General features: G+C 59.3%; 29 protein-coding genes. 10 read left to right on the top strand and 19 right to left on the bottom strand.

What is annotated here, in order from left to right; translation table 11 throughout:
- Window positions 1-73: 73 nt before the first annotated feature.
- Window positions 74-1,372, bottom strand: a complete 1,299-nt coding sequence (locus AC2FGB_RS14720; protein ID WP_496689952.1) for a lytic murein transglycosylase — start codon at window positions 1,370-1,372, stop codon at window positions 74-76.
- Between the two features lie 62 nt (window positions 1,373-1,434).
- Window positions 1,435-2,148, bottom strand: coding sequence for a helix-turn-helix transcriptional regulator (locus AC2FGB_RS14725; protein ID WP_496694187.1), 714 nt, complete (start codon window positions 2,146-2,148; stop codon window positions 1,435-1,437).
- 67 nt (window positions 2,149-2,215) lie between these two features.
- Between AC2FGB_RS14725 and AC2FGB_RS14730 the strand changes: the two genes are divergently transcribed.
- Window positions 2,216-2,929, top strand: coding sequence for a glutathione S-transferase family protein (locus tag AC2FGB_RS14730; protein ID WP_496694188.1), 714 nt, complete (start codon window positions 2,216-2,218; stop codon window positions 2,927-2,929).
- Window positions 2,926-3,324 (top strand): DUF1801 domain-containing protein, encoded by a 399-nt coding sequence (locus AC2FGB_RS14735; protein WP_496689955.1) that lies wholly within the window; start codon window positions 2,926-2,928, stop codon window positions 3,322-3,324. Before AC2FGB_RS14730 ends, AC2FGB_RS14735 begins: the two co-directional genes overlap by 4 nt.
- Before the next feature lie 31 nt (window positions 3,325-3,355).
- On the opposite strand, the gene rnr is transcribed toward AC2FGB_RS14735, so the two are convergent.
- The 3 genes from rnr to dapE are packed head-to-tail and all read right to left on the bottom strand — an operon-like array spanning window position 3,356 to window position 7,383.
- A complete protein-coding gene (rnr, locus tag AC2FGB_RS14740) occupies window positions 3,356-5,617 on the bottom strand; it encodes a ribonuclease R (protein ID WP_496694189.1) in 2,262 nt (753 codons plus the stop codon).
- A gap of 47 nt (window positions 5,618-5,664) precedes the next feature.
- Complete coding sequence (locus tag AC2FGB_RS14745; protein ID WP_281995450.1) at window positions 5,665-6,240, bottom strand: TIGR04282 family arsenosugar biosynthesis glycosyltransferase; 576 nt, start codon at window positions 6,238-6,240, stop codon at window positions 5,665-5,667.
- 3 nt (window positions 6,241-6,243) lie between these two features.
- The gene (dapE, locus tag AC2FGB_RS14750) at window positions 6,244-7,383 is read right to left on the bottom strand and encodes a succinyl-diaminopimelate desuccinylase (protein WP_281995451.1); all 1,140 of its coding nucleotides are present in this window, start codon (window positions 7,381-7,383) and stop codon (window positions 6,244-6,246) included.
- Window positions 7,384-7,591: 208 nt separating this feature from the next.
- On the opposite strand from dapE, the gene AC2FGB_RS14755 reads away from it, so the two are divergent.
- Window positions 7,592-8,650 carry a transporter substrate-binding domain-containing protein gene (locus AC2FGB_RS14755; protein ID WP_496689957.1) on the top strand — a complete coding sequence of 353 codons (1,059 nt, stop codon included), beginning with the start codon at window positions 7,592-7,594 and terminating at the stop codon, window positions 8,648-8,650.
- On the opposite strand, the gene AC2FGB_RS14760 is transcribed toward AC2FGB_RS14755, so the two are convergent.
- The gene (locus AC2FGB_RS14760) at window positions 8,647-8,991 is read right to left on the bottom strand and encodes a DUF8846 family protein (RefSeq protein WP_039539567.1); all 345 of its coding nucleotides are present in this window, start codon (window positions 8,989-8,991) and stop codon (window positions 8,647-8,649) included. The genes AC2FGB_RS14755 and AC2FGB_RS14760 overlap by 4 nt on opposite strands.
- 117 nt (window positions 8,992-9,108) lie before the next feature.
- Here AC2FGB_RS14760 and AC2FGB_RS14765 point away from each other — a divergent pair, with 117 nt between their 5' ends.
- Window positions 9,109-9,444, top strand: coding sequence for a cupin domain-containing protein (locus AC2FGB_RS14765; RefSeq protein WP_142637196.1), 336 nt, complete (start codon window positions 9,109-9,111; stop codon window positions 9,442-9,444).
- A gap of 64 nt (window positions 9,445-9,508) precedes the next feature.
- Here the strand turns inward: AC2FGB_RS14765 and dapD are convergent, their stop codons facing one another.
- Together dapD and AC2FGB_RS14775 are read right to left on the bottom strand one after the other, a co-directional pair.
- A complete protein-coding gene (dapD, locus tag AC2FGB_RS14770) occupies window positions 9,509-10,336 on the bottom strand; it encodes a 2,3,4,5-tetrahydropyridine-2,6-dicarboxylate N-succinyltransferase (RefSeq protein ID WP_281973038.1) in 828 nt (275 codons plus the stop codon).
- A 108-nt stretch (window positions 10,337-10,444) separates the two neighbouring features.
- The gene (locus AC2FGB_RS14775) at window positions 10,445-11,362 is read right to left on the bottom strand and encodes a threonine/serine dehydratase (RefSeq protein ID WP_496694190.1); all 918 of its coding nucleotides are present in this window, start codon (window positions 11,360-11,362) and stop codon (window positions 10,445-10,447) included.
- Between the two features lie 79 nt (window positions 11,363-11,441).
- Here AC2FGB_RS14775 and AC2FGB_RS14780 point away from each other — a divergent pair, with 79 nt between their 5' ends.
- Both AC2FGB_RS14780 and AC2FGB_RS14785 read left to right on the top strand, forming a co-directional pair.
- Window positions 11,442-12,284: an LOG family protein gene (locus AC2FGB_RS14780; RefSeq protein WP_142637203.1), complete on the top strand. Its 843-nt coding sequence runs from the start codon at window positions 11,442-11,444 to the stop codon at window positions 12,282-12,284.
- A 3-nt stretch (window positions 12,285-12,287) separates the two neighbouring features.
- Window positions 12,288-13,385, top strand: coding sequence for a cystathionine gamma-lyase (locus AC2FGB_RS14785; RefSeq protein WP_496694191.1), 1,098 nt, complete (start codon window positions 12,288-12,290; stop codon window positions 13,383-13,385).
- Here the strand turns inward: AC2FGB_RS14785 and AC2FGB_RS14790 are convergent, their stop codons facing one another.
- A complete protein-coding gene (locus AC2FGB_RS14790; RefSeq protein ID WP_496694192.1) occupies window positions 13,386-13,769 on the bottom strand; it encodes a hypothetical protein in 384 nt (127 codons plus the stop codon).
- Window positions 13,770-13,929: 160 nt separating this feature from the next.
- Here AC2FGB_RS14790 and AC2FGB_RS14795 point away from each other — a divergent pair, with 160 nt between their 5' ends.
- Together AC2FGB_RS14795 and AC2FGB_RS14800 are read left to right on the top strand one after the other, a co-directional pair.
- Entirely contained in the window at window positions 13,930-14,850 is a 921-nt protein-coding gene (locus AC2FGB_RS14795; protein ID WP_496694193.1) for a DnaJ C-terminal domain-containing protein, read from the top strand.
- Window positions 14,847-15,185 carry a hypothetical protein gene (locus AC2FGB_RS14800; RefSeq protein ID WP_281973035.1) on the top strand — a complete coding sequence of 113 codons (339 nt, stop codon included), beginning with the start codon at window positions 14,847-14,849 and terminating at the stop codon, window positions 15,183-15,185. The genes AC2FGB_RS14795 and AC2FGB_RS14800 overlap by 4 nt, the downstream gene beginning before the upstream one ends.
- A gap of 7 nt (window positions 15,186-15,192) precedes the next feature.
- Here AC2FGB_RS14800 and AC2FGB_RS14805 read toward each other — a convergent pair whose 3' ends face one another.
- The 5 genes from AC2FGB_RS14805 to AC2FGB_RS14825 all read right to left on the bottom strand — a co-directional run bounded on the left by AC2FGB_RS14805 (window position 15,193) and on the right by AC2FGB_RS14825 (window position 18,709).
- Window positions 15,193-15,816, bottom strand: coding sequence for a cytochrome P460 family protein (locus tag AC2FGB_RS14805; protein WP_282027806.1), 624 nt, complete (start codon window positions 15,814-15,816; stop codon window positions 15,193-15,195).
- Window positions 15,817-16,043: 227 nt separating this feature from the next.
- Window positions 16,044-17,234, bottom strand: coding sequence for a dual-specificity RNA methyltransferase RlmN (rlmN, locus tag AC2FGB_RS14810; RefSeq protein ID WP_271949561.1), 1,191 nt, complete (start codon window positions 17,232-17,234; stop codon window positions 16,044-16,046).
- Window positions 17,235-17,312: 78 nt separating this feature from the next.
- Complete coding sequence (locus AC2FGB_RS14815) at window positions 17,313-17,690, bottom strand: lysozyme inhibitor LprI family protein (RefSeq protein WP_271949559.1); 378 nt, start codon at window positions 17,688-17,690, stop codon at window positions 17,313-17,315.
- A 142-nt stretch (window positions 17,691-17,832) separates the two neighbouring features.
- Window positions 17,833-18,000, bottom strand: a complete 168-nt coding sequence (locus AC2FGB_RS14820) for a hypothetical protein (protein WP_185956689.1) — start codon at window positions 17,998-18,000, stop codon at window positions 17,833-17,835.
- Window positions 18,001-18,175: 175 nt separating this feature from the next.
- Window positions 18,176-18,709: an invasion associated locus B family protein gene (locus AC2FGB_RS14825; RefSeq protein WP_142637215.1), complete on the bottom strand. Its 534-nt coding sequence runs from the start codon at window positions 18,707-18,709 to the stop codon at window positions 18,176-18,178.
- A 178-nt stretch (window positions 18,710-18,887) separates the two neighbouring features.
- Here AC2FGB_RS14825 and AC2FGB_RS14830 point away from each other — a divergent pair, with 178 nt between their 5' ends.
- A complete protein-coding gene (locus tag AC2FGB_RS14830; RefSeq protein WP_496694194.1) occupies window positions 18,888-19,886 on the top strand; it encodes an asparaginase in 999 nt (332 codons plus the stop codon).
- Between the two features lie 5 nt (window positions 19,887-19,891).
- Here the strand turns inward: AC2FGB_RS14830 and AC2FGB_RS14835 are convergent, their stop codons facing one another.
- Genes AC2FGB_RS14835 through serB form a run of 4 tightly spaced genes read right to left on the bottom strand, consistent with a single transcriptional unit; the run spans window position 19,892 to window position 21,904 of the window.
- A complete protein-coding gene (locus AC2FGB_RS14835; protein WP_142637219.1) occupies window positions 19,892-20,212 on the bottom strand; it encodes a YciI family protein in 321 nt (106 codons plus the stop codon).
- A 22-nt stretch (window positions 20,213-20,234) separates the two neighbouring features.
- Entirely contained in the window at window positions 20,235-20,663 is a 429-nt protein-coding gene (locus AC2FGB_RS14840) for an SRPBCC family protein (RefSeq protein ID WP_496694195.1), read from the bottom strand.
- A complete protein-coding gene (locus AC2FGB_RS14845) occupies window positions 20,651-20,980 on the bottom strand; it encodes an ArsR/SmtB family transcription factor (protein WP_496694196.1) in 330 nt (109 codons plus the stop codon). Before AC2FGB_RS14845 ends, AC2FGB_RS14840 begins: the two co-directional genes overlap by 13 nt.
- A gap of 45 nt (window positions 20,981-21,025) precedes the next feature.
- Entirely contained in the window at window positions 21,026-21,904 is an 879-nt protein-coding gene (gene serB / locus AC2FGB_RS14850) for a phosphoserine phosphatase SerB (RefSeq protein WP_496689963.1), read from the bottom strand.
- A 187-nt stretch (window positions 21,905-22,091) separates the two neighbouring features.
- On the opposite strand from serB, the gene AC2FGB_RS14855 reads away from it, so the two are divergent.
- Entirely contained in the window at window positions 22,092-23,609 is a 1,518-nt protein-coding gene (locus AC2FGB_RS14855) for a malonate--CoA ligase (RefSeq protein WP_496694197.1), read from the top strand.
- Here the strand turns inward: AC2FGB_RS14855 and AC2FGB_RS14860 are convergent.
- Window positions 23,596-24,333, bottom strand: a complete 738-nt coding sequence (locus AC2FGB_RS14860; RefSeq protein ID WP_496694198.1) for a metallophosphoesterase family protein — start codon at window positions 24,331-24,333, stop codon at window positions 23,596-23,598. The two genes, AC2FGB_RS14855 and AC2FGB_RS14860, sit on opposite strands and share 14 nt — an antisense overlap.
- Window positions 24,334-24,411 lie beyond the last annotated feature (78 nt).

Here is a 24,411-nt window from a genome sequence, read left to right on the forward strand (position 1 = left end):
CCCGCGCAGCTTCATCTGGCTGAAAATACCTCGGGGGAGGCGCCGTCAGGCGACGGGGGCAGAGCCCCCTCCCCTACCTCAACCGCTCTAACAGCGGCGCGGACGCATAGCCGTCCGGCAAAAGCCCCTGTGCCAGTTGATAGGCCCGAACCGCCTCGGTGGTGTTCGGGCCGGTGCGCCCGTCGATCCCCTGCGTATCGAACCCGGCTTCGGTCAGCCGGAGCTGCAATTCCTTCTTCTCAGCAAAGCTCAACGCCCGATCACCCCGAGGCCACTCGGCCTGAAACGCCGCGCGGCCCGCCAGACGGTCGGACAAATGTCCAATGCCGATCACATAGGCATCTGCACCGTTGTATTGCTCGATCACGCGGAAATTTTCGAAGACCATCAATGCAACGCCTTCACCACCCGCTGGCAACAAGATCGCTGCCTGACCATGATCCGCAAGCGGCTGTCCATCCCACGCAACCACGCCCAGCGCCGCCCAGTCTGACGGCAGCAGCGTGTAATCGCGTCTCGCGGCCGCAAAATCGAACCCGGCGGGCAGGCGCACTTCAACACCCCATGGCTGTCCCTTGGTCCACCCATGACGCGCCAGATAGGCCGCTGTCGAGGCAAGCGCGTCGGTCGGGTCATCCGCCCATATATCCCGCCGCCCATCACCGTCGAAATCCACGGCGTGATCCAAAAACGAGGTCGGTATGAACTGCGTATGCCCCATTGCTCCGGCCCAGCTTCCGATCATCGTTGCGGGGCTGACATCGCCTACCTGAATGATCCGCAAGGCGGCAATCAGTTGCGTTTCAAAGAACTCAGCCCGTCGGGCATCAAAGGCCAGCGTCGCAAGCGAACGGATCGTCTGATCCGACCCCCGAAATGTGCCGAAAGATGTCTCAAGCCCCCAAATCGCGGCCACGACCTCTTTTTCGACGCCATACTGCGCCTCAATCCGGGTCAGCACCGCGGCATGGCGTTCCAACCCCGCGCGACCGTCCGCGACGCGCCGATCAGAAACGGCCGCATCCAGATAGTCCCAGATGGGCTTGGTAAACTCAGCCTGATTACGATCGCGCTTGATGATGTCCTTGTCATAGGCCAGCCCCGCAAGCGCGCGGTCCAAAGTCCCGGGCAGGATGCCCTGCGCCTGTGCCCTCGCCCGAAAATCACCAAGCCACGCCTGAAACCGGGCGCTTCTTTCCTCTGACACGCGATACATTTCCTCCGATGGTCGGACGACCGGTCGGATTGAGACTGTAAGATCAGCCGACGCCAATTGTATCGGCTGTGGCCCTTCCGGGCTTTTGATGGACTCCGCCTGTACGATGGATGCCCATAATGCTGCGGTCATAACGCCGCTTACGCATCTACGCATTCCGAATTTCCTGATAACTGCTCAACCACAGGATAGCGCAAAAATGGCAAATCTCAAAGCGCTCAGCTTTCCGAGTCGCGGTCTCTCGCCTCTCGCTCGGACCGCAGCCGGTTCAGAGCTTCGCGCAGCAGGGGGACCCGATTGGGCCGGAACGAGGCCCCGGTAATCTGCATCTCTTGCATGCGATCCAACCGAAACATGCGGAAATCCTGCCGCAACAGACACCAGCTGATCAGCACGCTGGCGCGGTCCATGTAAACGATGCTCAACGGATTTACGCGGCGATGGGTCTCATCGCCTTTGGCATCCCAATAGGAAAATTCGATCGTCTGTTCGTCCCAGGTGGCCCGCCGCAGTTCAGCGACATCCACCGTTGGTTTCGCCGGCCGGTCAAACCGTGTGGCGGTCAGCACCGCATGGCTGAGGCGCTGAGACTGGCGCGGTGGCAAACGACCCTGCAGCTTGCGTAGGACTTCGCTGGCAGCCTCTGAGAGGCCGGGATCACCAATGGATTGTACCTCGCGCAGGCCAAGCACCAGGGCCTCAAGCTCATCATCGGTGAAGCCAAGCGGTGGCAGGGTGGCGTCCTCGATCAGGGTGAACCCGAACCCCGCCTCTCCGTCGATCACGGCGCCGAGGCTACGCAATGAATCGATGTCTCTGTGAATCGTGCGCGGCGAAACGCCCAGATCCTGAGCCAGCTCAATCGACGTTCTTGGCGACGGGCCAGAGCGCAAGGATTGCATTAATTGGAACAAACGGGCGGTGCGGGTCATAATGCAGGTTACTTTATCTCTAATGACAAAAACTGTCATTAGGCCGGCGTACCCATCACATATCCCCATGATGGAGCCCAAGATGCTGACCCTTTTGACCTACCCCTCTGCCTTTGGCCTGTTCAGCGCCAGCCCGTTTTGCGTGAAAACCGCACTAATGCTGCAAACATCGGGCCAACGCTGGCAGCGATCTGACCTTCTTGACCCGCGCAAGATGCCGCATCAAAAGCTGCCGGTTCTGCGCACGCCCCAGCGTCTGATCCCCGACAGCGACCTGATCCGCGACTGGCTTGAGACACAAGGCACCGATTTTGATCACGGGCTGGGCGATCTGCAAAAAGCCCAATCTCGTGCTCTGATCCGCCTGGCTGAGGAACATTTGTATTTTCAGATCGTTCAGGACCGTTGGGCCAATGACGAAGTCTGGCCGATTCTGTATAAGACCTTTTTCACTGGCATCCCCGCCCTGATCCGCAAACCAGTTGCCAATTCTATCCGCAAGAACGTTGTTAAAGGATTGGGGTTTCAGGGCGTCTCTCGATTCTCAGATGCGGAACGTCAGGATAGGCTGGAACGCGATCTTGAGGCGATCTCGGCCTATCTGTGGCAGTCGACTTATCTGATGGGAGAAACCCCGACCTCAGTGGATATGAGCGTGGCCCCGATGCTTGCCGCGATGCGCGCGACGCCGGCCAATACACCGCTGACCCAGCGGATCAAACAGGATAAGCTGTTGAGCGACTACATAGACCGGATGGAGCAGGCGATACCGCTGTCATGACACAATTTGACGATCCCGCAGTGGCAGCGGCCTATCAAGCCCTGCCCGAAGGCACACGTGTCGGGGCGCTTGCACTGCGTCAGTTGATCCTGGAAACCGCCACTTCGTTGCCCCGCGCGCAGCCGTTGCAAGAGGCATTGCGCTGGGGGCAGCCCGCCTATCTGGCGCCCAAGGGATCCACGATCCGATTGGGCGGGCACAAAGCAGCCCGCTTTGCCCTGTTCGTGCATTGTCAAAGCCGGTTGATGGGCGATTTCACCTCGGCCTTTCCGGGCGAAGATCGGATAGATGGCAACCGCGCTGTTCTGTTTGATGACCCGGGTCAGATCGACGCCACCCGCCATGGCTGGCTGATCGCCCGCGCGTTGACCTATCACCTTCCCGGAAAAGGCTAACTTACATTCGCCTTGTTCCCGAGATGCGAAATCACTTCTGACGGCGTTTGCGTTCCACCTTGCGTTTGATCTTGTCCTTCTTGCGCTTGGTGCTGACCGCCTTGCGTCGCGTTGGGCGCTTGGATGCTCCTCCGCGCCCCGTCGGCAGGGCCTGATCGTCGATCGACAACAGCTCCAACTCCAGCCCGCCCGTCACAGGTGTCGCCTCGGTCAGACGCACGGTGACGCGTTGGCCGATGGCTATGATCAGCCCGGTGTCCGACCCCATCAGGGTTCCGGCCTCGCGGTCGAAATGGAAGAACTCGCGCCCCAAGGATCGCACCGGTACCAGACCGTCCGCGCCGGTCTCGTCCATTTTCACGAAAGCCCCAAACCGGGCGATACCACTGATCCGACCCGAGAACTCAGTCCCAACGCGCTCGCTCAGATAAGCCGCCAGATACCGGTCGGTCGTATCTCGTTCCGCCATCATCGAGCGGCGTTCGGTATCCGAGATATGAGTGGCAGTTTCGTCCAGCCGGGCGATCTCATCCTCGGTCAGCCCATCGGTACCCCAGCCATGGGCCGAGATCAGCGCGCGGTGCACGATCAGGTCGGCATAGCGCCGGATGGGCGAGGTGAAATGCGCGTAATTCCGCAGCGCCAGCCCGAAATGGCCGAAATTTTCAGCGTTGTAATAGGCCTGCGCCATCGACCGCAGGGTGGTCAGATTGATCAACTCTGCATCCTCGGTGCCCGCAGCCGCATTCAGCAGTGCGTTCAGGTGGCGGGTCTGCAACACCTGCCCCTTGGCCAAATTCAACCCCGCCGCCTGAGCCGTTTCCCGCAGGCTTTCCAGCTTCTCGGGTGCTGGTTCTTCGTGGACACGGAACAGCAGCGGGCGGCGCTTGGCGATCAGGGTTTCAGCCGCAGCGACATTGGCGAGGATCATGAACTCTTCGATCAGCTTATGCGCGTCCAGACGGTCGCGGAAAGCCACGCTTTGAACGTCGCCCGTATCGCTCAGGATAATCTTGCGTTCCGGCAGGTCCAGTTCCAGCGGTTGCCGCACACCCCGCGCCTTTTTCAGTGCAGCATAAGCAGCATAGAGCGGCTTCAATACGGTCTCTAACAGAGGCCCGGTGCGGTCATTGGGGGCACCATCGATGGCCTCCTGCACCTCGGCATAATGCAGCGAGGCGGCGGAGCGCATAAGCCCCCGCACGAACCGGTGGCCGATCTTGTTGCCCTCGGCGTCGATCTGCATCCGCACGGCGATACACGCGCGCGGGACGCCTTCGTGCAACGAACACAAATCACCGGACAGCCGATCCGGCAGCATCGGCACCACGCGGTCGGGGAAATAGCTGGAGTTGCCCCGCTTGCGCGCCTCGCGGTCCAGCGCCGTACCGGGCTGCACATAGGCGGCGACGTCAGCAATGGCGACCCAAATAACATGCCCCCCGGGGTTCTTAGGATCATCGTCAGCATGGGCGAAACAGGCGTCATCATGATCCCGCGCGTCTGAGGGGTCGATGGTCAGCAGCGGCATATCGCGCAGGTCTTCGCGCCCTTTCAGGCCAGCGGGTTTGGCCTTGTCGGCCTCTGCAATCACTGTGTCGGGAAAGTCATCGGGAATGCCATGCTGATGAATGGCGATCAGCGACACGGCCTTGGGGGCCGACGGGTCGCCCAGCCGTTCGACAATGCGGGCACGTGGCAGGCCCATGCGGGTCTTGGGTCCGGCCTGTTCTGCCTCGACCAGCTCACCGTCTTTTGCACCCAGTACGGCACCTTCATTGACCAACCACTCGTTCTGCCCGGCCTTGTCGATGGGCACGATCCGTCCGCCCTCGGTCCCTTTGCGGAAGATACCGACGATCTTGCGCGGGTTGGTTCCGATCCGGCGGATCAGGCGGGCCTCGTAATTATGGTCTTCCTCATGCACCACGGTCAGACGGGCCAGAATGCGGTCGCCTTCACCCAGCGCCGGGTCACTGGCGCGAGTGATCATCAGAACAACCGGCTCGACCCCTTCGCCATGCCATTCCAGCGGGCGCGCGAACAGATCACCATCGGCATTCGGCGCCTTCACCTGCAACACGCTGACAGGCGGCAAACGATCCGGGTCACGATAGCTGCGATTGCGCTTTTCAAGATGCCCTTCGGCCTCAAGTTCCTTGAGGATCCGTTTCAGGTCGATCCGATCCGCGCCCTTGATGCCAAAGGCTTTAGCAATGTCGCGTTTCGAGGTCAGGGTGGGGTTCGCTGAGATCCAATCGAGGACCTCTTGCTTGGTAGGGATGCGAGTCATGATTTCGGCCTATCACGGAGATGCGGCGGCGTCATGACCAAAAAGGGTCAGGCTTGCAGATCAGCAACCGTGTCGACATCGCGCAGCTGATCCAGCATCTCCACCCGGCATCCGGGGATCGAGGCCAGCGTGTCGGCCAGCGCATGTTCCGTCGACCAGCGCACGTTTTGAAACAGGCTGTGTGGCAGGGCACCAATGCGTTGCGCCCCGACCAGCCAATATCCGCCATCCGGGGCCGGACCAAACACCATCTGGTTGCGCCCCAATGCCCGGAACGCGCGCGCGATATGCCCCCGTGTAACCCCTGGGATATCCGCACCGATCAGACAGACTGGCCCTGTTGGCATTTCCCGCAGCATCCGCCCCATACGATCGCCTAGATCCCCACTCCCCTGTGGCGCACGTGGCAGATCAGCGGGCCAGATGCGGCTGGTCAGCCCTTCGCGGTCCGGCGAGACCGCCAGCACGATCTGCCAGCGCGGATCGCGCAGGCGCCGGATCAAAGAGCGGGTCTGATGCCGAAACCACCACGCCGCACCGACCATACCGATATCGCGCCCCAACCGGGTTTTGACACGGCCCGGGCGCGGTTCTTTCGCCATGATCACCAGGGTGCGCTGCATGAATCAGGAAAAATAGTCGGTCAGGATACGAGTATAGACCGCCTTGAGCTGTTCAATCTGCGCCACCTCAACGCATTCATCCACCTGATGCATGGTTTTGCCGACCAAACCAAATTCGACAACCGGACAATGATCCTTGACGAAACGCGCGTCCGAAGTACCCCCGGTTGTTGACATCTCGGGCGTGACCCCGGTTTCAGCCGCAACCGCTTTGGCCACCAATTCCGACAGAGGGCCAGGAGGGGTCAGAAAGCTTTCGCCCGATATCTTGATCCGCACATCAACATCAACGCCAAACGCGGCGGCTACATCGCGCGCCTGCGCTTGCAGCCAATCGCTGAGGCTGGCGCCGGAATGCAGGTCGTTGAACCGGATGTTCACCGCCCCGCTGCACTGTGCCGGGATGACATTTGTGGCGGAATTACCCGTGTCGATCGCCACAACCGCCAGCGTCGAGGCGTCAAAATGATCAGATCCCCGGTCCAACTCGTGACTGGCCAGCCTGTCCATCAGCCGGGCCATGGCGGGCAGTGGGTTCTTTGCCCGGTGCGGATAGGCCGAATGGCCCTGCACACCTGTTACGGTAAACCAGGCGGTCATCGAGCCGCGACGGCCAATCTTCATCATTTCACCCATCCTGTTCGGGCAGGTGGGTTCACCGACCAGGCAGACGCTCATCCGCTCGCCGCATTGATCCATATGGTCAAGCAGGGCGGTGGTGCCATGCAGCGCATCAGCCTCTTCGTCACCCGTGATCGTCAGGATGATCGCCCCGTCGGGCGGCGTGTCGCGTACAAAATCCACTGCCGCCGCTGCAAAGGCCGCCACACCCGATTTCATGTCAGTGGCCCCGCGTCCATACATGAACCCTTCCCGGATTTCTGCCCCGAAAGGCGGTGTGGTCCAAGCGGCCTCGTCGCCCACCGGAACAACATCGGTGTGACCGTTGAAACCAAAGCTTCGGGCGTGACCTTTTGCACCCCATCGCGCAAACAGATTGCTGATGCCGGCGCGATCAACACGGGTACAATCAAACCCCGCCTGCGACAGGACATCCTGCAGCAGGACAAGGGCACCGCCTTCTTCAGGTGTGACCGATGGGCAACGGATCAGGTCGGCCGTCAACGCAATCGGATCTGTCATGGTGGGCCCTTTCCATAAAATTTCTTTCAGGTTCGCGCACAGATTCAACGAATTGGCCCGATTGCCAACCCCAACAGGCCAGAAACCGCGGGCTTTTTCCACCTTGTATCGAACTGACACCCCCGGAAAACATGGGGCCTTACGCTGCGATTGCCTTGTCTGCCGGTTCGAATATGCGCTAGAGGGCCGCGAAACAGGTGATTTTACGATGACACGTGCTCTTTTCGCATTGATCTGCCTGACTTTCGCCGTTCTCGGCCAGCAAAGCCAGGCCCAGACGCTGACGGTTTCGACCGTGACACGGCCTCCGTTTTCTTTTGTCGAAGATGGAGCCCAAACCGGATTCTCGATGGACCTGCTTGAGGCGTTGGCTGAATCCCTGAATTGGGACTATTCCATCCAACGTTCCGACGCCTTTGGCGACATGCTGGGCGCAGTGCAGGACAGATCCGCCGATCTGGCCATCGCCAATATCTCGATCACTGCTTCGCGAGAAACGCAGATGGACTTCAGCCAGCCGATTTTCGAGGCTGGTTTGCAGATCATGGTGCCATCGGACGCGGTGCGCCGCCCGTCACTGCTACATGCGTTACTGTCGCGCGAATTGTTCATTGCTATCGGGCTTGCCTTTGCCATCCTTCTTGGCGGCGGCATGCTGATGTGGGTGTTCGAGCGCCGCTCGCAGCCCTATTTCGACCGCAAGCTAGACGAGGCCTGGTTCCCCTCATTCTGGTGGGCCTTGAATCTGGTGGTCAATGGCGGGTTTGAGGAACGAATGCCGCGCACGCCATTTGGTCGAATTCTGGGTGTAGTGCTGGTTGTATCTTCGCTGTTTATCGTCTCGGTCTTCACTGCGCGGATCACCTCGGTCATGACAGTGGATGCAATCAGTGGCAGCGTGAATTCGATAAATGACCTTTACGGCAAAGAGGTCGGAACAATCTCGAATTCAACCGCTGCTAACTTTCTGAACCGCCGCGAGATCGAGTTTACCAACTATGATGGGCTCGACCCCATGCTTGAAGCCTTTCGCAACGAGGAACTGGACGCCATAGTGTTCGACGCGCCGATCCTGTCCTATTTCGCCGCCCATGAAGGACGCCGGATCGCCTCGATGACAGGCGGTATATTCCTGCGCGAGAATTACGGCATTGCCTTCCCTACCGGGTCCCCGCTGGTCGAAGACGTCAACCAGGCGCTGCTGGCGCTGCGCGAAGACGGCACCTATGACGAGATTTATCGCAAGTGGTTTGGGGCGCGGAACTAAGCCGTCTCTTCATCCCCGAAAAACGGGGTCATCTGCGCCACGATCACTGCATTTTCATCCAGCGCGCGCTGCATCAGGGCCCGTTCATCCGGGTCGATCTCGTGACCTTGCGCTTCACGTTCAGCCAAAGTGCCATAGCCTGTGACATCCAAAGGCGCGGTATCTGCCTGTTTCAGGATCGCCACCGTTTCGCGCACGGCCTCGGCCTCGTCGACGCCGCTGGCAAAACACATCAATGCCGCCCCGGTTGCGCCGTCGGGCAGGCCATCGCCATCCTTGCGACCGATCTGCACAAGCAGGGTATAGACCTGCTGACGCGAAGGTTTCTTTTGCTTTTCCATGCAAGGGGCCATAGCCGCGCACCTGCCTGCGGTCAAGCAGCCGGGGAATTGCAGTGGATCGCCTGTGCCGCCATAGTGCCCGCAGTAACCTGACACCGATCACAAAAGGACGTTGCCATGACTTATCCGGATTTCATCACAGGATTCCCAAGCCTCGACGTGCCCTTCCCCGAAGATGTGGTGCAAACGGCCGTGATCAGATCAGACGCGGGGCTGGTGGCGTTTTTTACCTTTCTTCAGGATTTCGAACTGCCCCTTCATTCCCATCTGGCACAATGGGGAACTGTGGTCGAAGGTGAGATCGAGCTGACCATTGGCGATGAAACCAAGAGCTATGGCCCCGGTGACAGCTATTCGATCCCCGCAGGAGTGGAGCATGGCGGCAAGATCAAAGCCGGGTCGCGCGTCATTGATGTGTTCGAAGAACCGGACCGCTATCCGGTCAAAGGGTAAGCGATAACAAAAAAGGGCCGCAGCGGATCGCGCTGCAGCCCCCTTGTTTGATCCGCGCCCAGTATTAGTCGCGCAGCAGCTCGTTGATCCCGGTTTTCGAGCGGGTCTTTTCATCCACCCGTTTCACGATCACGGCGCAGTAGAGGTTGATGTTGTTCTTGGACGGCATCGAGCCCGCAACAACCACCGAATAGGGCGGAACTTCACCATAGGTGACCTCGCCGGTTTCGCGGTCGACGATCTTGGTCGATTTGCCGATGAACACGCCCATGCCCAGAACCGAGCCTTCGCGCACGATGCAGCCTTCGACCACTTCGGACCGGGCGCCGATAAAGCAGTTGTCTTCGATGATGGTCGGACCCGCCTGCATCGGTTCCAGAACGCCGCCGATCCCAACACCGCCCGACAGATGGACGTTCTTGCCGATCTGCGCGCATGAACCGACGGTGGCCCAAGTATCAACCATTGTGCCCTCGTCCACATAGGCACCCAGGTTCACAAATGACGGCATCAGAACCACGCCGGGCGCAATAAAGGCGGATTTGCGAACGACGCAATTCGGCACCGCGCGAAAGCCAGCGGCCCGCCATTGGTTTTCACCCCAACCCGCGAACTTGCTGTCCACCTTGTCCCACCAGCCGCCGTCCTGAGCGCCGCCGGTCTGGATTTCCATATCCTTGATGCGAAAGCCCAGCAGAACCGCTTTTTTCGCCCACTGGTTCACATGCCAGTCGCCGCTGTTCTGCTTTTCCGCCACCCGCAGCGACCCGCTGTCCAGCGCGTTCAGCGTATCTTCGATCGCTTCGCGAGTCTCGCCGGTGGTGGCGGGGGTGATGGCATCTCGCGCCTCCCAGGCGGCTTCGATGGCGGCTTCCAGTTGCGCGTTGGACATTTGGCGGCTCCCTGCAGATTCTGTTCACGCTTGTGTTGCCTATACGCAAGCGACGGACTGGCTGCAATGCGACGCTGAGCGCACGCTTTGCGGCTGTTTGTTGCGGTTTCAGCCGTTCAGAGGGTCCGGTGAGATATTTCCGCCGCAGATCAGCACCGCCACCCGCTCGCCCGGCTCTGGCGTGTAAGCCCCCGAAAGCAGCGCAGCCAAGGCGGTTGCGCCTGCCGGTTCCACCAGAATCCGATGCGCCCGCCACAAGGCCTGCTGCGCTTGAGAAATGGCCTGATCACTGACCAGAACCGATTGCACGCCCTGTGCCAGATCGAAACAAATTGAGCCGATCCGCCGCGCGCCCAGCGCATTTGCCGCAATGCCCGAGACGGACACATCCACCGGTTCTCCCGCCTGCAGGGCTGCATTCAGCGCGCAGGAGGTTTCCGGCTCAACCGCCACGACCTTGCGCGTGCCTTGCAGCCAGGCCAGCGCCCCGGCGATCAGACCGCCACCGCCCACCGCGATCAATACGGTATCGGCCTGCAGGCCCTGCGCCTCCCACTCGGCAAAGCAAGTGCCCTGTCCAGCAACGGTTGCAGGCGCGTCATAGGCATGGATCTGCATCGCGCCCGTGGCCTCCTCATGCGCCCGCGCGGCTGTTAAGGCGTTGGCATATTCACCCGGCATCACGCTCAAATCCGCGCCGGTCTGTTCGATCAGCGCGATCTTGGATGGCCCCGCCAGTTCGGGCACGAAAATCTTGGCCGGATAGCCCAGCGCCTGCGCGGCAAAGGCGGCCGCTGCGCCGTGATTGCCGCCCGATGCGGCCACAACACCAGCCTCAGGCACATCCGTGCTGATCAGAGTGTTAAACGCCCCGCGCGCCTTGAAACTGCCGGTGTGCTGCATATGCTCCAGCTTCATTTCCACCGAATAACCCAGACCCAAGGCACGGCTTTCCATGACTGGCGTCACTTGTGCATAGCCGGTTATGCGGTGCTGTGCCGCCAGTATTTCGCTCTTCCAATTCATTCTCATCTTTCCGTGACTGGCACTCTGCGCCCGAACCCTATAGCTGTTTGGAAAACACGCAAGCAGGGATCGTTACCCCATGAGAGAAGACCGCCTCAGCCCGTTTCGCGACGCGCAGACCGACCGTTCGACCGCAAGCGAGGTACCCGACACCCCGCAAACCCGCTCACCCGCCTATCGCCTTGCCTTTGCCGATGAGGATTTCCTGTGCCGGGATGAGCTGCGCCCGGTGCGCTTGCAGCTGGAACTGCTCAAGCCCGAGATGATCATGACCGAGCGTGAGATCACCTCGACCATCGTCATGTTCGGCGGCGCGCGTATCCCTGAGCCGTCACAGAAACACACCGCGCGGACGGAAACGCTGGCCGGGCTGTCGGAATATTACGACGAAGCGCGCGAGTTTGCCCGGTTGATGACCGAGAAATCGAACGAAACCGGCGGGCGCGAGAATGTAATCGTCACCGGCGGTGGCCCCGGCGTGATGGAGGCTGGTAACCGCGGCGCACAGGATGCGAACGGCTGTTCCATCGGTCTCAACATTGTGCTGCCGCATGAACAGGCACCGAACCTGTACGTTACGCCCGAGCTCAGCTTTAACTTCCACTATTTCGCCATCCGCAAGATGCATTTCCTGATGCGCGCCCGCGCCATCACCATCTTCCCCGGCGGCTTTGGCACCATGGATGAGCTGTTCGAGTCCCTGACCCTGATTCAAACCGGCCGTATGGAGCGTGTGCCCTTCCTGCTATTCGGTCGCGCGTTCTGGGAAAAGGTCATCAACTGGGAGGCGCTGGCCGACGCCGGCACCATCTCGGACGAGGATCTGGACCTGTTCCGGTTCGTCGATACCGCGCAAGAGGCGGTCGACATAATCGAGAAATGGGAACCCACCCCGCCCCGTGACGAAATACCGGGGCGCTAAACGATGGGGCGCAAGACCGGCGAGATGCTGCATCTGCGGGGCAACGCACTGACCAAGGGCGAGCCCGTGGCCCTGCCCCTGACCCAAAGCAGTATGTTCCACCTGCCCGGCGCGCCGGACGGGCATGATTTCTACGGTCGCGTCAACAACCCAACCTGGGAACATCTGGAACAGGTTCTCGCCCATCTTGAAGACGCCCCCTGCCTGGCTTTCCCGTCGGGCATGGCGGCGATTTCGGCCGCGTTGTTTGCCACGGTCAAAGCCGGGTCGCGCATCCTAATCCCGTCGGATGGCTATTACGTCACCCGCGTGCTGGCCGACCGATTTCTGTCTGGTCTGGGTGTCATAGTGACAGAACGCCCGACAACCGCCTTTTCCGAAGGTGGGTTCGACGGCTTCGATGTGGTCTTTGTCGAAAGCCCCTCGAACCCTGGCCTGGATATGATGGACCTGCCAGCCATCGCGTCGTCCGTGCGCGCAGCTGGTGGGATCACCATTGCTGACAACACAACCATGACACCACTGGGCCAGCGTCCTTTGGATATGGGCGTAGATATCGTCGTGTCCTCTGACACCAAGGCCATGGGCGGGCATTCCGATCTGCTGATGGGCCATGTGGCCAGCCGCAATACAGATGTCATGGAGCGGGTCGAGGAATGGCGGCGTGTCTCTGGCGCGATCCCCGGCCCGCATGAGGCTTGGTTGCTGCATCGCGGGTTGGAAACACTGGATGTTCGGTTCGACCGTATGTGCAGCTCGGCCCAGGTGTTGGCAGAACGGTTGGCAGCGCATCCGTCTGTGAAAGACATCCGCTATCCCGGCCTGCCAGGTGACCCATCCTACACCTTGGCACAGGCTCAGACCACGCGATTCGGGTTCCTTCTTTCGATCACGTTGGAAACCCAGGCCAAGGCCGAAACCTTCATCAACACCTGTCCAATGCTGCGCCCTGCGACGTCTTTTGGCGGCGTCCATAGCTCGGCCGAGCGCCGCGCCCGTTGGGGAGACGAGGTTGACCCCGCTTTTGTCCGTCTGTCCGTGGGATGCGAGCCGGTGGTTGAGCTTTGGCAGGCAATCGATGCCAGCCTGAACGCACTGTAATTACTTTTTGGGCGTGCGAAGCTCGGTGAACACGTAGATCGGCAGCACGACGCTGGCGATCAGCGCGCCCAGCCAGACCAGCAGTGTCGCAGCCAGCAGGTTGGAAATTCCGCCAACCGTCAGCCCATTGGTCACCAGATCGGTCACAAGCAGGCCGACAAAGGTCACGATCAACGCGATCCCGCCTTTCAACGAAGGCGCCCTTTTCTCACCCAACTTCAGGATCAGCGGCTCGGCCACCACCTGCACCAGCGTGAATACGATCACCACAACGATGAATGAAATCGGCTTGATTGCAAAACCGGTCAGTAGCAAAGCGACCAACATTAACCCAATGGCATTGCCCGCCAGCAAGGCCAGAACCGATTTAAGTCTGCGCGTCATCGGCTAATCTCCGTCAATGAATAATATGGAACAGCCTGATAGTATCAGAGATTACGAAACTTGCGAACCAATTTAGCCACCGGTTCTTTTTGACCTGTTGAAATCACGTGATAAAATACCTTCATCATGATCAGCCCTTCCCCCATCCATGAGAGGTGAGATGAGCGACGATCCCTATGCCGCACTTGGCGTGGCCAAAGATGCCAGCGACGCTGAAATCAAAAAAGCGTATCGGCGCATTGCCAAGGAATGCCACCCGGACTTGAAACCCGGGGACGCCGAGGCCGAAGCCAAGTTCAAGGCCGTCGCCGCGGCCTATGATCTGTTGAAAGATCCTGAGACGCGCAAACGCTATGACAATGGTGAGATTGATGCCTCGGGACAGGAACGCCCGCAACAGCAATACTATCGCGATTACGCCGAAGCCGCCGGCAACCCCTATCGCGGGCAGGCGACGGACCCCGACGACATGTCGGATATCTTTGCCGAATTCATGCGGGGTCGCGGCGGATTTGGTGGGCAAGGCGGCCGCGAGTTTCACGCGCCCGGCCACAATCTGAACTTCACGCTTCAGATCAGCTTTCTGGATGCGGTGTTTGGCGCCAGCCAGAAACTGACCCTGCCGGATGGGGACCGGATCGAGGTCAAGATACCCGCAGGGATCACAAGCGGTCAGACCATTCGCCTGCGGGGCAAGGGTGCCGCTGGCTATGGTGAGGGGCCGCGCGGCGATGCGCTGGTGACAGTATCAGTCGCGGATCATCCGGTATTCGACCGTCAGGGAAATGACATTCACATCACGCTGCCCATCACGATTGATGAGGCGGTGCTGGGCGGCAAAGTGGCGGCGCCCACGATCGATGGGGGTGTAAACGTGACCGTCCCGGCGGGAACCAGCAGCGGCAGAACCCTGCGCTTGCGGGGTAAGGGCGTGAAGAAGCGCGGCTCGGCCGAACGGGGCGACCAGTTGATCGAGCTGACCATTTCAATGCCCGATCAAATCGATGATGAGTTGAGGCAATTTATGGATTCATGGCGAGAAACCCACCGCTATGACCCACGCAAAGGAATGCCGTCATGACCCGCACCCTGACCGAAGAGGAACTGATCACCGCCGTAGCCCGGCTGACTTCGACCCGATTGACAGAATATCTGGCCGCCGAAATCGTGATCCCCGAACAAACAGATCGCGGATTGGTCTATCACAGCCTCGACGTTGCCCGGCTGGAGTTGGCCTGCGAGTTGCACGACCAATACGAAATGGAGGCAGACGCAGTGTCGATGATGATTTCCCTGATCGACCAGATGCATGGGTTGCGCGCAGAACTTCGAGAGGTCCTGAACGCCGTCGCAGCGCAGCCAGATCCGGTTCGTCAGCAACTGATCAAAGTGATCGGCACCGCGAGATTTGGGTGAGAGAGGCCTAATTGTCGACCAGATATTCTTCGGGAACGAAGAATGTGTAATCTCGGTCGGCAACCGCCTCGTGGCAATCGTGGCAATACGCAACTGCGTTGGCGCGATCCCCCATCGTGTCCCCAAACAATGACCCATCCGGCATGACCATGATATAACGCCAATCAGCCGTAGCAGGGTTGGCGCCCTCGGCCAGTTTCTGCATGACGAACATCGCGCCGGGATGGCTTTTCCCCTCATCCGTAACGGTCACGCTGTCCTTGGCCAGCACAGACCCCACCGGAAGCTTTTCGCCTTCCGTCAGGGTTGCATAATTATACGCCATCCGGTTTGCATAGCTGTTCACAAATCGCCGACCATGGGTTTCAGATATATAGGGCGCATCGTTGTACAGCGGCCAGTTTTGGTAATTCAGAAGCAGATCCAACTGAGCTGCGGCATAGCCGCGTGCCATCCGGCGCTGCAACGAGTCATAAATTTCACGCGCGTCGTCCTTGGTCAGATCAGCCGGATTTTCGATAGCCAGATGAGCATCCTCATCATTTGACTGCGCAACAGCATCAGTTACGGCGACGGCCGCACAAGCCAAAACTAAAACAAAATTAAAGTACGGAATTTTCAATCGAAACATCATAGAGATAACCCAACTCGTAACCTGTTATGCCGCAATCGGCACGCGGAGCTGAAATACAAGGTAGCCGCCGTGAACGAATTTGCCACATGCCAGCCACCGAACTCACCCTATTGTGCGCAAGTGAGCCTGGTGCATCCACACCTAGCCAATGAAACATATCAAATTTTGCATTCGATAGACAGCGCCCCAAAAATTAATTTTGCGACGCTCTTCTATTCAGCCGCTTATCCGCGGTCGAGACCGGCCTCGGCCTCAATCTGCTTGCGCGATTTACGGGCGCGTTCGGTGGCCGATTTCAGCTGACCGCAGGCCGCCATAATGTCCTCGCCCCGCGTCTTGCGGATGGGCGAGGCATACCCGGCCTGATAGATGATATTGGCAAAAGCCCGAATACGATTGTTTGAGCTGCGCTTATACGGCGCGCCGGGCCATTCGTTGAACGGGATCAGATTGATCTTGGCCGGGATTTTGTGGCGCTTGATATGTTCGATCAGACGATGCGCATCCTCATCGCTGTCATTCACACCATCAAGCATCACGTATTCAAACGTAATCCGTTCCGAATTGGAAACCTTGGGATAGCTGGCCAAAGCCTGCAGCAACTCTTCGATATTCCAGCGTTTGTTGATCGGCACCAGCACATCGCGGACTTCATTGGTCGTCGCGTGGAACGAAATTGCCAGCAGGCAGCCGATTTCCTTCGCGGTACGCGCAATCTCGGGCACCACGCCCGATGTCGACAGGGTAATCCGGCGGCGAGACAGCGAGATACCTTCGGGGTCCATCGCGATTTTCATCGCGTCGCGGACGTTCTCAAAATTGTAAAGAGGCTCGCCCATACCCATCAGAACGATGTTCGACAGCAGGCGGGTTTCGTCCTTGGGCGCACCCGGTACCGGCCACTCGTCAAGATCATCCCGCGCCATCATCACCTGACCGACAATTTCCGCCGCCGTCAGGTTGCGCACCAGTTTCTGCGTGCCTGTATGGCAGAAGGAACAAGTCAGCGTGCAACCGACCTGAGACGAGATACACAGCGTGCCGCGATCGTCCTCGGGAATATAGACCACCTCGACCTCATGGCCGCCAGCAATACGGACCAGATACTTGCGTGTGCCATCCTCGGACACCTGTCGGGTCACAACCTCGGGGATTTCGATCACGAAATGCTCGGCCAGCTGGGTGCGATAGGCTTTGGCCAGATTGGTCATCTCGGCAAAGTCTCGCACACCCCATTGGTAAATCCACTGCCAGATCTGGCCCGTGCGCATCTTGGCCTGTTTTTCAGGCGTGCCGTGTTCGATCAGGGTCTCGCGCAGGCGATCCCGGGTCAACCCGACAAGGTTCACCTTCCCCTCCGGCAATTTGCGGGGGATGGTCATGACGTCTTGAGTGATCGGCGCTTTGGGCGACATAGGTGGGTCTCGAAGATTCTGGCTTGGAATGCGCCTCTATATAGGACTGCGCGCAAAGATCAAAAGAATTCGTCGCGCCTAATTTACAAAACGCAGCAATTCGTCAATCCGCAGGCGCCCCAATTCAATCCGGCAGGAGGTGATACCAATGCCGGTTCCCGACCCACCACCAAAAGACGCGCCGACCGCCTCGCACTGCGCATCACGATACCCGACCCACGCGCTTTGCGCCGCCTCCATCGCAGGCGCCGCGCTTGTCCGTCCGGTCACCTCGTCCAACGCGTTGGCTGCATCCATGGCAAAGCCAAAACTATCGGTCAGCGCGGCCTCAACCCCCGCTTCCATACTGGCAACGCAAGATCCGATTTCGACTTGTGAACTTGCGTTCGTGCATTCCATTGCAGGATCCGCCACAGCCAACGTGGGGGTTAAAACAGCCAGTATCACCAAACGCATGACATACTCCTCGAAGGGTCGTTAAACTAACGCGCTCAGCTTAGCATAGCGACGCCAGAGGTTACAAAAAACCGCGGGGATCAACCCCGCGGTCCTTCGAACTCTTATGCCGCCCGGACGTTTCCAGGCCAGCCGTATTGGATCACGCACCTGCTGGTGGAATAAAGCAATCCTCGGCGTCCAGCGTTTTGACCGGATCGTTTGGCCCACATTGCTCTCCCGAAACCGGGTATGTCTCAGCGGATTTATCACAAGCGCTCAGCAATACGACGGCGGTCAGCACAAACAGGCCCAAAACTTTCTTCTGCATCGATGCTCTCCTTTTCTCTCTGCTTGAACCGATTAGTTCAGTATTTCAGAGCGCGGAGCATTGACGCAGATCAAATTTATAGATGACGTTAAGTTAAGCTATGAAGGAGGGCGGTCCTATCCTGCGAAACTGGCACCACTTTGCAAGCCTGGCCACTGCCCGAGCGCTGGCGCGCTCAGTTGGTACAGCGTTTCTCGGCGTCGTCTAAAGCGGCTGTGAAGCCCAGCAATGAGAAAGTATCTTTGGTCTGAGTGCCGCGTTCGGACCGGGCGGTCAGCACTGCTTCGGTACCGCTTTTCATGGCAGCGATTACTTTTTGGTCATCACCCTCTGACGCGGGCCAGGCCCATTCGCCTTCGGTGCTGAATTCGAAGCTGTTTCCGTCGATGGATACAGATACGGTCGATCCCGCGGCAAACGGATAGCCCCCGGTGAATGAAACGCGCCCCTTCACATCGGGATCAGGTCTGAATACGACAAACAGCAGGATGTCGCTGCGCCTCACCGAAACAACGCGCCCGCCGCGCGTGTTGACGGTTTCATCCGGCGTTGCAACGCTCCAGCATTCGGTTGGGTCCTCTTCCACAAACACACTCCAGTCGGTGTTTACGGATACTCTATTGGTGCTGTCTGCCTGCTGAGCGGTTGCAGCCGTTGTCATCCCTGCCACGCACAGGCCCGCGATTACGCGGACGAGCTTTGATCCCATCTGTCCAGCCTCCTAGCTCGACCTAATACCTCATACCCACCGGAATGGCTCGCGAACCCTGACGGTTCGTCTGTAAGTTGCGTCTTCCGGTGATTGCCGACATACACACACTATCGCAAGTTTCGCCATAGGCGAAAGGGCGGTTGGCAGTTTTTTGCGCATGTTTAGGAGGGTCCCGATGACGCAGCCTGTAGCAATGACCGAACTATGGCGGGGGCCTTTACTGGAAAGCCTGCATCTGGGACATGCGGTTATCTGTGATGACACGGGTCAAATCGTGCGCAGCTGGGGTGACCCAGAGGCGATAATCTACCCCCGGTCTTCGGCCAAGATGATACAGGCCCTGCCGTTGATTACATCTGGGGCGGCCGCGAAATACGGGCTGAACAGCGAGCATCTGGCATTGGCCTGTGCCTCGCACAACGGCGCGCATATTCACACAGACAGGGTAACGTCCTGGCTGGACCATCTGGGCCTGGCTGAACCCGATTTGCGCTGTGGGCCGCAAGAGCCTCAGGATATGGCGGCGCGCGACGGGCTGATACTTGCCGACGACACGCCCTGTCAGATCCACAACAACTGCTCGGGCAAACATTGCGGGTTTTTGACGGTAGCACAGCATATGGGTGCCGGGCCGGAATATCTTGAAATCGACCACCCGGTTCAACAGGCCTGTTTGTCCGCGCTGGAAGAAACTACCGGCGAAACCAGCCCTGGCTATGGCATCGATGGCTGTTCCGCCCCGAACTTTGCCACCTCGGTGGTGGGGATGGCACGGTCGATGGCGTGGTTTGCCTCGGCGGCGGACCGGTCGGACCGGGCCAGCGATGCGGCACAACACCTGACCGCGGCGATGATCAAACATCCCGAGCTGGTGGCCGGAGAGACGCGCGCCTGTACCGAGCTGATGCGCGCCATGAACGGGCGCGCCGCGATCAAGACCGGGGCCGAGGCCGTATTCATCGCCATCATCCCTGAAAAACGCATGGGCGTCGCGCTGAAGATCACCGATGGCGCCACCCGTGCCAGCGAATGCGCCATTGCTGCCATTCTGGTCAGCCTCGGCGTACTGGAGGCCGATCACCCGGCCACCCGCACCTTTATGAACGCCACGCAATACAGCCGTCGCGGGCTGGAATGTGGCGTGATCCGACCCGCGCCGGGTTTCCCCGGCTAGGGCCGCTACATCTCAATCTCGTGAATCTCGGCCACCTCGACCGAGCCTGACCCGTTTACGACCATGGGGCATCCCTTGGCCATTTCATTGGCGGCGTCGATGCTGTCGGCCTTGATCACGGTAAAGCCGGATACCGGGTTGGCACCGCCATTGTCGACCACACCGCCCGAGCTGACGGTATAGGACTGGCCCACCGGGTTGCCGGGTATTTCTAGTGACGGGCCCATATTCTGAAACCACGCGCCCCAGGCGGCCATGGTTGCTTCGACTTCGGCCGGGTCCGATGGCGTGGTCCCGCCGTGATAGACAAACAGAAACTGTGGCATTTCTTTCCTCCCAGATGAAAACTTATTGCACCAGACCGGCCAACTTGTTCAGCGTCGAGGTCCAGCCTTTCTCGTGGTTTGCAGCGATCTCGTCATCGCCCAGGTCGCGGTGATCGACCACCAACCGAGCGCCGCCGCCTGCGGCTTCGATCCGTAGCGTTACATGGCTTTCGGCCCCGCGCTGATCCTGATCGTCATGCCAGCCCCAGGTGAAGCCAACCGAATTGGGCGGATCGACATGGGTCACATGGCCCGAGACCTTGAACCGCTGGCCCTCGCCATTCTGCATGACCGAATACCACGGACCAACGCGCGAAAAATCGAGAGTATGTTCGGGCACGTGCACCCCTTCGGGGCCCCACCATTGCAACAGCTGTTCTGCGACACTGATCCACGCAAACAGATCCTCTGGCGGTATCGGGAACGTGCGCTCCAGCTTTAGATCGGCCATGAGGTATCCCTTTCAATAGCATCGCCCAGACGATCCAGACTGCTTTCCCAGAATTGTCGTTTCGAAATGGTCCATTCCGCGATTGCGCGCAGACCTTCGGGGCGGATCGAATACATCCGCTTGGTGCCCTGCACCCGTTGCCGAACCAGCCCGGCCTCACGCAAAACCTTCAGGTGGCGCGAGACCGCAGCACCCGACATGCCGCGCCCTTCGATCAGGTCGCCCGCGGGCTGCTCTCCGTCCTGCATCAACTGTTCAACGATGGAAAACCGCGTGGCGTCGGACAATGCGGAGAATGTGGTCTGTAGCGTATTCATGACCACTGTTTAACATTTTTGTTAAATAAAGGAAAGCCCCGGTTTTCAGGCTTGGGCAAATTCCTGCCGCGCATAGCCCTGCAGATACAAAAGCGCGGTCAAATCGCCATGGTTGACGCGCACTTCGCATTGTTCCGCGACCGAAGGCTTTGCATGCAGCGCAACCCCGGTTCCGGCCCGGCCCAACATGCCCAGATCATTTGCCCCGTCACCCACAGCGATCACATCGTTTTCGGACAGGCCCAGACGCGCGGTGATCTGTTCCAAAGCATCAACTTTGGCCTGTCGTCCCAGAATCGGTCGCTGCACATCGCCGGTCAGTTTGCCGTTTTCGGCCAGCAGAGTGTTGGCACGGTTTTCGTCAAACCCCAATTCACTGCCCACCTTGGCAGTAAACGCCGTGAACCCGCCCGAGACCAGTGCCGCATAGCCGCCATTGGCGCGCATCGTCGCGACCAGCTCCTTCCCACCGGGCATCAAGGTGATGCGTTCGGCCAGAACCTTGCCGATCACGGCCTCATCCAACCCTTTCAGCAACCCGACCCGTTCGGTCAGCGCGCCTTCGAAATCCAATTCGCCATTCATTGCGCGGGCGGTGATGTCCTTGACGCGGTCGCCGACCCCGGCCTCATCCGCCAGTTCGTCGATGCATTCCTGCTGGATCATGGTGCTGTCCATATCCGCCAACAGCATCTTTTTGCGCCGCCCCTCGGCAGGCTGCACGATCAGGTCAACGCCAAGCTTCTGCAAATCACCCCAGACATCCCATTGGTTGCCCGGAAGTTCCTGCAGCGCGAACTCAGCCGCCTCATCCGGGCTGAGCCAGATGATCTCGGCCCCGCCCCAGGCATTCCGCAACGACTCGACCAGCGCCAAATCCAGCGTTCGCGTTTCGGGATTGGTCAACAGGGTGGCAACATACATAGTCTATCTCCGGCGAATTCACCTGCGATTAACGCAGATAGCCCCCGATCGCCAGAAGACAGTTTGTCCGCAGCAACCTCTGGCACATCATGCGGACAGAACGGCGACCGATTGCGCCATTCAGGGCTTTACCAGCACGCCATTCCAAGACAGATTCGCCAGGACTGGACAGAAAGGAACTCGGTAAATGGGCAACCTGCTTTACGATCGCTTGTTTGGCATTCACGCGGGCAAAGAAACGCCTTTCCTGCATCTGCCCAACGGTCAGGTGCTGACCCATTCTGATTTCCTGGACATGGCATCTCGGTTGGCCAATACCCTAATCGGCTTTGAGCTCGAACCCGGACAACGCGTTGCGGTTCAGGTGGAAAAGTCGCCCGAAGCGCTTGCGCTGTTTGCTGCTTGTGTGCAGACCGGTCTGGTTTTTCTGCCACTCAACACTGCCTATACGGTCAGCGAACTGAGCTATTTCATTGAAAACAGCGGCGCTGCGCTGGTGGTCTGCGATGATGTAAATAGGGCTGGATTGGCACCCGTCGCCGCCGCCCAGAAGGCACGGCTTGAAACGCTAAACGCTGATGGATCCGGCAGCCTGATGCGGCGTGCGCTGGGTATGCTGCCTGCTTTCGAGCCGGTCAACCGCACCGAGGATGATCTGGCCGCCTTCCTGTACACGTCCGGCACGACCGGCCGATCCAAGGGCGCGATGTTGTCACAGGCCAATCTGCTGTCGAATGCCGAAACATTGGTACGGGAATGGCGGTTTACCGACGATGACGTGTTGCTGCATGCTCTGCCAATCTTTCACACTCATGGGCTGTTCGTGGCAACCAACGTGGTACTGGCTTCGGGCGGGTCGATGATCTTTCTGCCGAAATTCGATCTGGATGAGGTACTGCGGCATTTGCCTGATGCAACCGCGATGATGGGGGTTCCGACCTTCTACACCCGTCTGTTGGATGACGACCGGTTCACCGGCGATCTGGCACGTCATATGCGGCTGTTCATCTCGGGCTCGGCCCCAATGCTGGCCGAAACGCATCAGCAGTTTGAGGCCCGCACCGGGCACCGCATTCTTGAACGCTACGGTATGACCGAGACCAACATGAACACCTCGAACCCCTATGACGGTGAACGCCGCGCCGGATCCGTGGGGTTCCCCTTGCCGGGCGTTGAGCTCAAAGTGACCGACTCTGAGACTGGTGAAACCTTGCCACAGGGCGAAATCGGCATGATCGAGGTGCGTGGCCCCAACGTCTTTCAGGGCTATTGGGAAATGCCCGAGAAGACCGCAGCAGAGTTGCGCGAGGACGGGTTCTTTATCACCGGCGACCTTGGACGTGTGGACGCGGACGGCTATGTCCATATCGTCGGACGCGGCAAGGACCTGATCATCTCGGGCGGGTACAACATCTATCCCAAAGAGGTCGAACTGGTGCTGGACGACCAGCTCGGTGTTCTGGAAAGCGCAGTTATCGGCGTGCCCCATCCGGATTTCGGCGAAACCGTGTTGGGCCTGTTGGTAGCCGAACCAAACAAGTCGCCCGACCTCGAGGCCATCATGGCAAGCGCACAGACCCAACTGGCGCGATTCAAACATCCCCGCAAGCTGATAGTGCTGAACGAATTGCCGCGCAATACGATGGGCAAAGTGCAAAAAAACGCGCTACGCGAAGCTTACAAAGACCTGTTTACCGAAGACTAGGTCTCAGCGGCGCGCGCCCCTGTGCGGTCAGCAACCAGCAATCACGGCCCTCGAACACGGCAGTGGCCAACGGATGACCATAGCCCGCGCCCGCATCCAAATTGATCCGATTGCCGCAATGTTCCGCCGCATCCACAGGGGTGTGACCATGCACGATCAGCCAGGGGTGCGGGCCAGATTCAACCAAAAATTCCTGCCGTATCCAAACCAGGTCATCTTCGGATTGCTGCAACAGGGGAAGACCGGGCCTGATGCCAGCGTGGACGAACAGCAGCTCATCCTCTTGATGGTAAACTGGCAAAGCGTTGATGAAATCCAGATGTGCTGGCGGTACGGCGGCACAGGCCCGTTCATGGACCTGATAGATGCGGTCATTGTCCGTGACTTCAACCCCGTAGGAGGCCAGCGTTTCCCGACCACCCAGCCGAGGGTTCAGCCAGTTCAGCGTGATGGGCAGCTGCTTGTCCGCGATTTCTCGGCCCTGCACAAAGCGGGCCATCATGCGGTCGTGGTTGCCCTTGACCATGACCCAGTTGCGCCCCGCTTTTTGGCCTTCGATCAGCAGGTCCAGCACAGCGCGGCTGTCCGGGCCCCGATCAACATAGTCGCCCAGAAACACGATCTTTGCGTCTGGCCCGCCATCGGCCTCGATCCGCGACAGCGCAACCTGCAGCATGCCGAGCTGGCCGTGGATGTCACCGATTGCATAAATTGGCGAGGACATGGAAAACCCTAAATCAGCAGGAACTCCCTGCTTGTGACGCGTCTTGGCGGCCAGGAAAAGAAAATACCCACGCCTTGG

This window comes from Ruegeria sp. CDSC021, assembly GCF_059610845.1.

Bases quoted from the DNA above. Each gene is read 5' to 3' on its own strand.
- AC2FGB_RS14845 (WP_496694196.1), bottom strand. From the start codon at position 20,980: ATGAATACGCTACAGACCACATTCTCCGCATTGTCCGACGCCACGCGG.
- dapE (WP_281995451.1), bottom strand. From the start codon at position 7,383: ATGACAGATCCGATTGCGTTGACGGCCGACCTGATCCGTTGCCCATCG.
- dapD (WP_281973038.1), bottom strand. From the start codon at position 10,336: ATGTCCAACGCGCAACTGGAAGCCGCCATCGAAGCCGCCTGGGAGGCG.
- AC2FGB_RS14765 (WP_142637196.1), top strand. From the start codon at position 9,109: ATGACTTATCCGGATTTCATCACAGGATTCCCAAGCCTCGACGTGCCC.
- rlmN (WP_271949561.1), bottom strand. From the start codon at position 17,234: ATGTCGCCCAAAGCGCCGATCACTCAAGACGTCATGACCATCCCCCGC.
- AC2FGB_RS14790 (WP_496694192.1), bottom strand. From the start codon at position 13,769: ATGACGCGCAGACTTAAATCGGTTCTGGCCTTGCTGGCGGGCAATGCC.
- AC2FGB_RS14725 (WP_496694187.1), bottom strand. From the start codon at position 2,148: ATGACCCGCACCGCCCGTTTGTTCCAATTAATGCAATCCTTGCGCTCT.
- serB (WP_496689963.1), bottom strand. From the start codon at position 21,904: ATGTATGTTGCCACCCTGTTGACCAATCCCGAAACGCGAACGCTGGAT.
- AC2FGB_RS14755 (WP_496689957.1), top strand. From the start codon at position 7,592: ATGACACGTGCTCTTTTCGCATTGATCTGCCTGACTTTCGCCGTTCTC.
- AC2FGB_RS14855 (WP_496694197.1), top strand. From the start codon at position 22,092: ATGGGCAACCTGCTTTACGATCGCTTGTTTGGCATTCACGCGGGCAAA.
- AC2FGB_RS14760 (WP_039539567.1), bottom strand. From the start codon at position 8,991: ATGGAAAAGCAAAAGAAACCTTCGCGTCAGCAGGTCTATACCCTGCTT.
- AC2FGB_RS14820 (WP_185956689.1), bottom strand. From the start codon at position 18,000: ATGCAGAAGAAAGTTTTGGGCCTGTTTGTGCTGACCGCCGTCGTATTG.
- AC2FGB_RS14830 (WP_496694194.1), top strand. From the start codon at position 18,888: ATGACGCAGCCTGTAGCAATGACCGAACTATGGCGGGGGCCTTTACTG.
- rnr (WP_496694189.1), bottom strand. From the start codon at position 5,617: ATGACTCGCATCCCTACCAAGCAAGAGGTCCTCGATTGGATCTCAGCG.
- AC2FGB_RS14815 (WP_271949559.1), bottom strand. From the start codon at position 17,690: ATGCGTTTGGTGATACTGGCTGTTTTAACCCCCACGTTGGCTGTGGCG.
- AC2FGB_RS14825 (WP_142637215.1), bottom strand. From the start codon at position 18,709: ATGGGATCAAAGCTCGTCCGCGTAATCGCGGGCCTGTGCGTGGCAGGG.
- AC2FGB_RS14805 (WP_282027806.1), bottom strand. From the start codon at position 15,816: ATGTTTCGATTGAAAATTCCGTACTTTAATTTTGTTTTAGTTTTGGCT.
- AC2FGB_RS14745 (WP_281995450.1), bottom strand. From the start codon at position 6,240: ATGCAGCGCACCCTGGTGATCATGGCGAAAGAACCGCGCCCGGGCCGT.
- AC2FGB_RS14730 (WP_496694188.1), top strand. From the start codon at position 2,216: ATGATGGAGCCCAAGATGCTGACCCTTTTGACCTACCCCTCTGCCTTT.
- AC2FGB_RS14800 (WP_281973035.1), top strand. From the start codon at position 14,847: ATGACCCGCACCCTGACCGAAGAGGAACTGATCACCGCCGTAGCCCGG.
- AC2FGB_RS14795 (WP_496694193.1), top strand. From the start codon at position 13,930: ATGAGCGACGATCCCTATGCCGCACTTGGCGTGGCCAAAGATGCCAGC.
- AC2FGB_RS14785 (WP_496694191.1), top strand. From the start codon at position 12,288: ATGGGGCGCAAGACCGGCGAGATGCTGCATCTGCGGGGCAACGCACTG.
- AC2FGB_RS14775 (WP_496694190.1), bottom strand. From the start codon at position 11,362: ATGAATTGGAAGAGCGAAATACTGGCGGCACAGCACCGCATAACCGGC.
- AC2FGB_RS14835 (WP_142637219.1), bottom strand. From the start codon at position 20,212: ATGCCACAGTTTCTGTTTGTCTATCACGGCGGGACCACGCCATCGGAC.
- AC2FGB_RS14735 (WP_496689955.1), top strand. From the start codon at position 2,926: ATGACACAATTTGACGATCCCGCAGTGGCAGCGGCCTATCAAGCCCTG.
- AC2FGB_RS14840 (WP_496694195.1), bottom strand. From the start codon at position 20,663: ATGGCCGATCTAAAGCTGGAGCGCACGTTCCCGATACCGCCAGAGGAT.
- AC2FGB_RS14780 (WP_142637203.1), top strand. From the start codon at position 11,442: ATGAGAGAAGACCGCCTCAGCCCGTTTCGCGACGCGCAGACCGACCGT.
- AC2FGB_RS14860 (WP_496694198.1), bottom strand. From the start codon at position 24,333: ATGTCCTCGCCAATTTATGCAATCGGTGACATCCACGGCCAGCTCGGC.
- AC2FGB_RS14720 (WP_496689952.1), bottom strand. From the start codon at position 1,372: ATGCGTAGATGCGTAAGCGGCGTTATGACCGCAGCATTATGGGCATCC.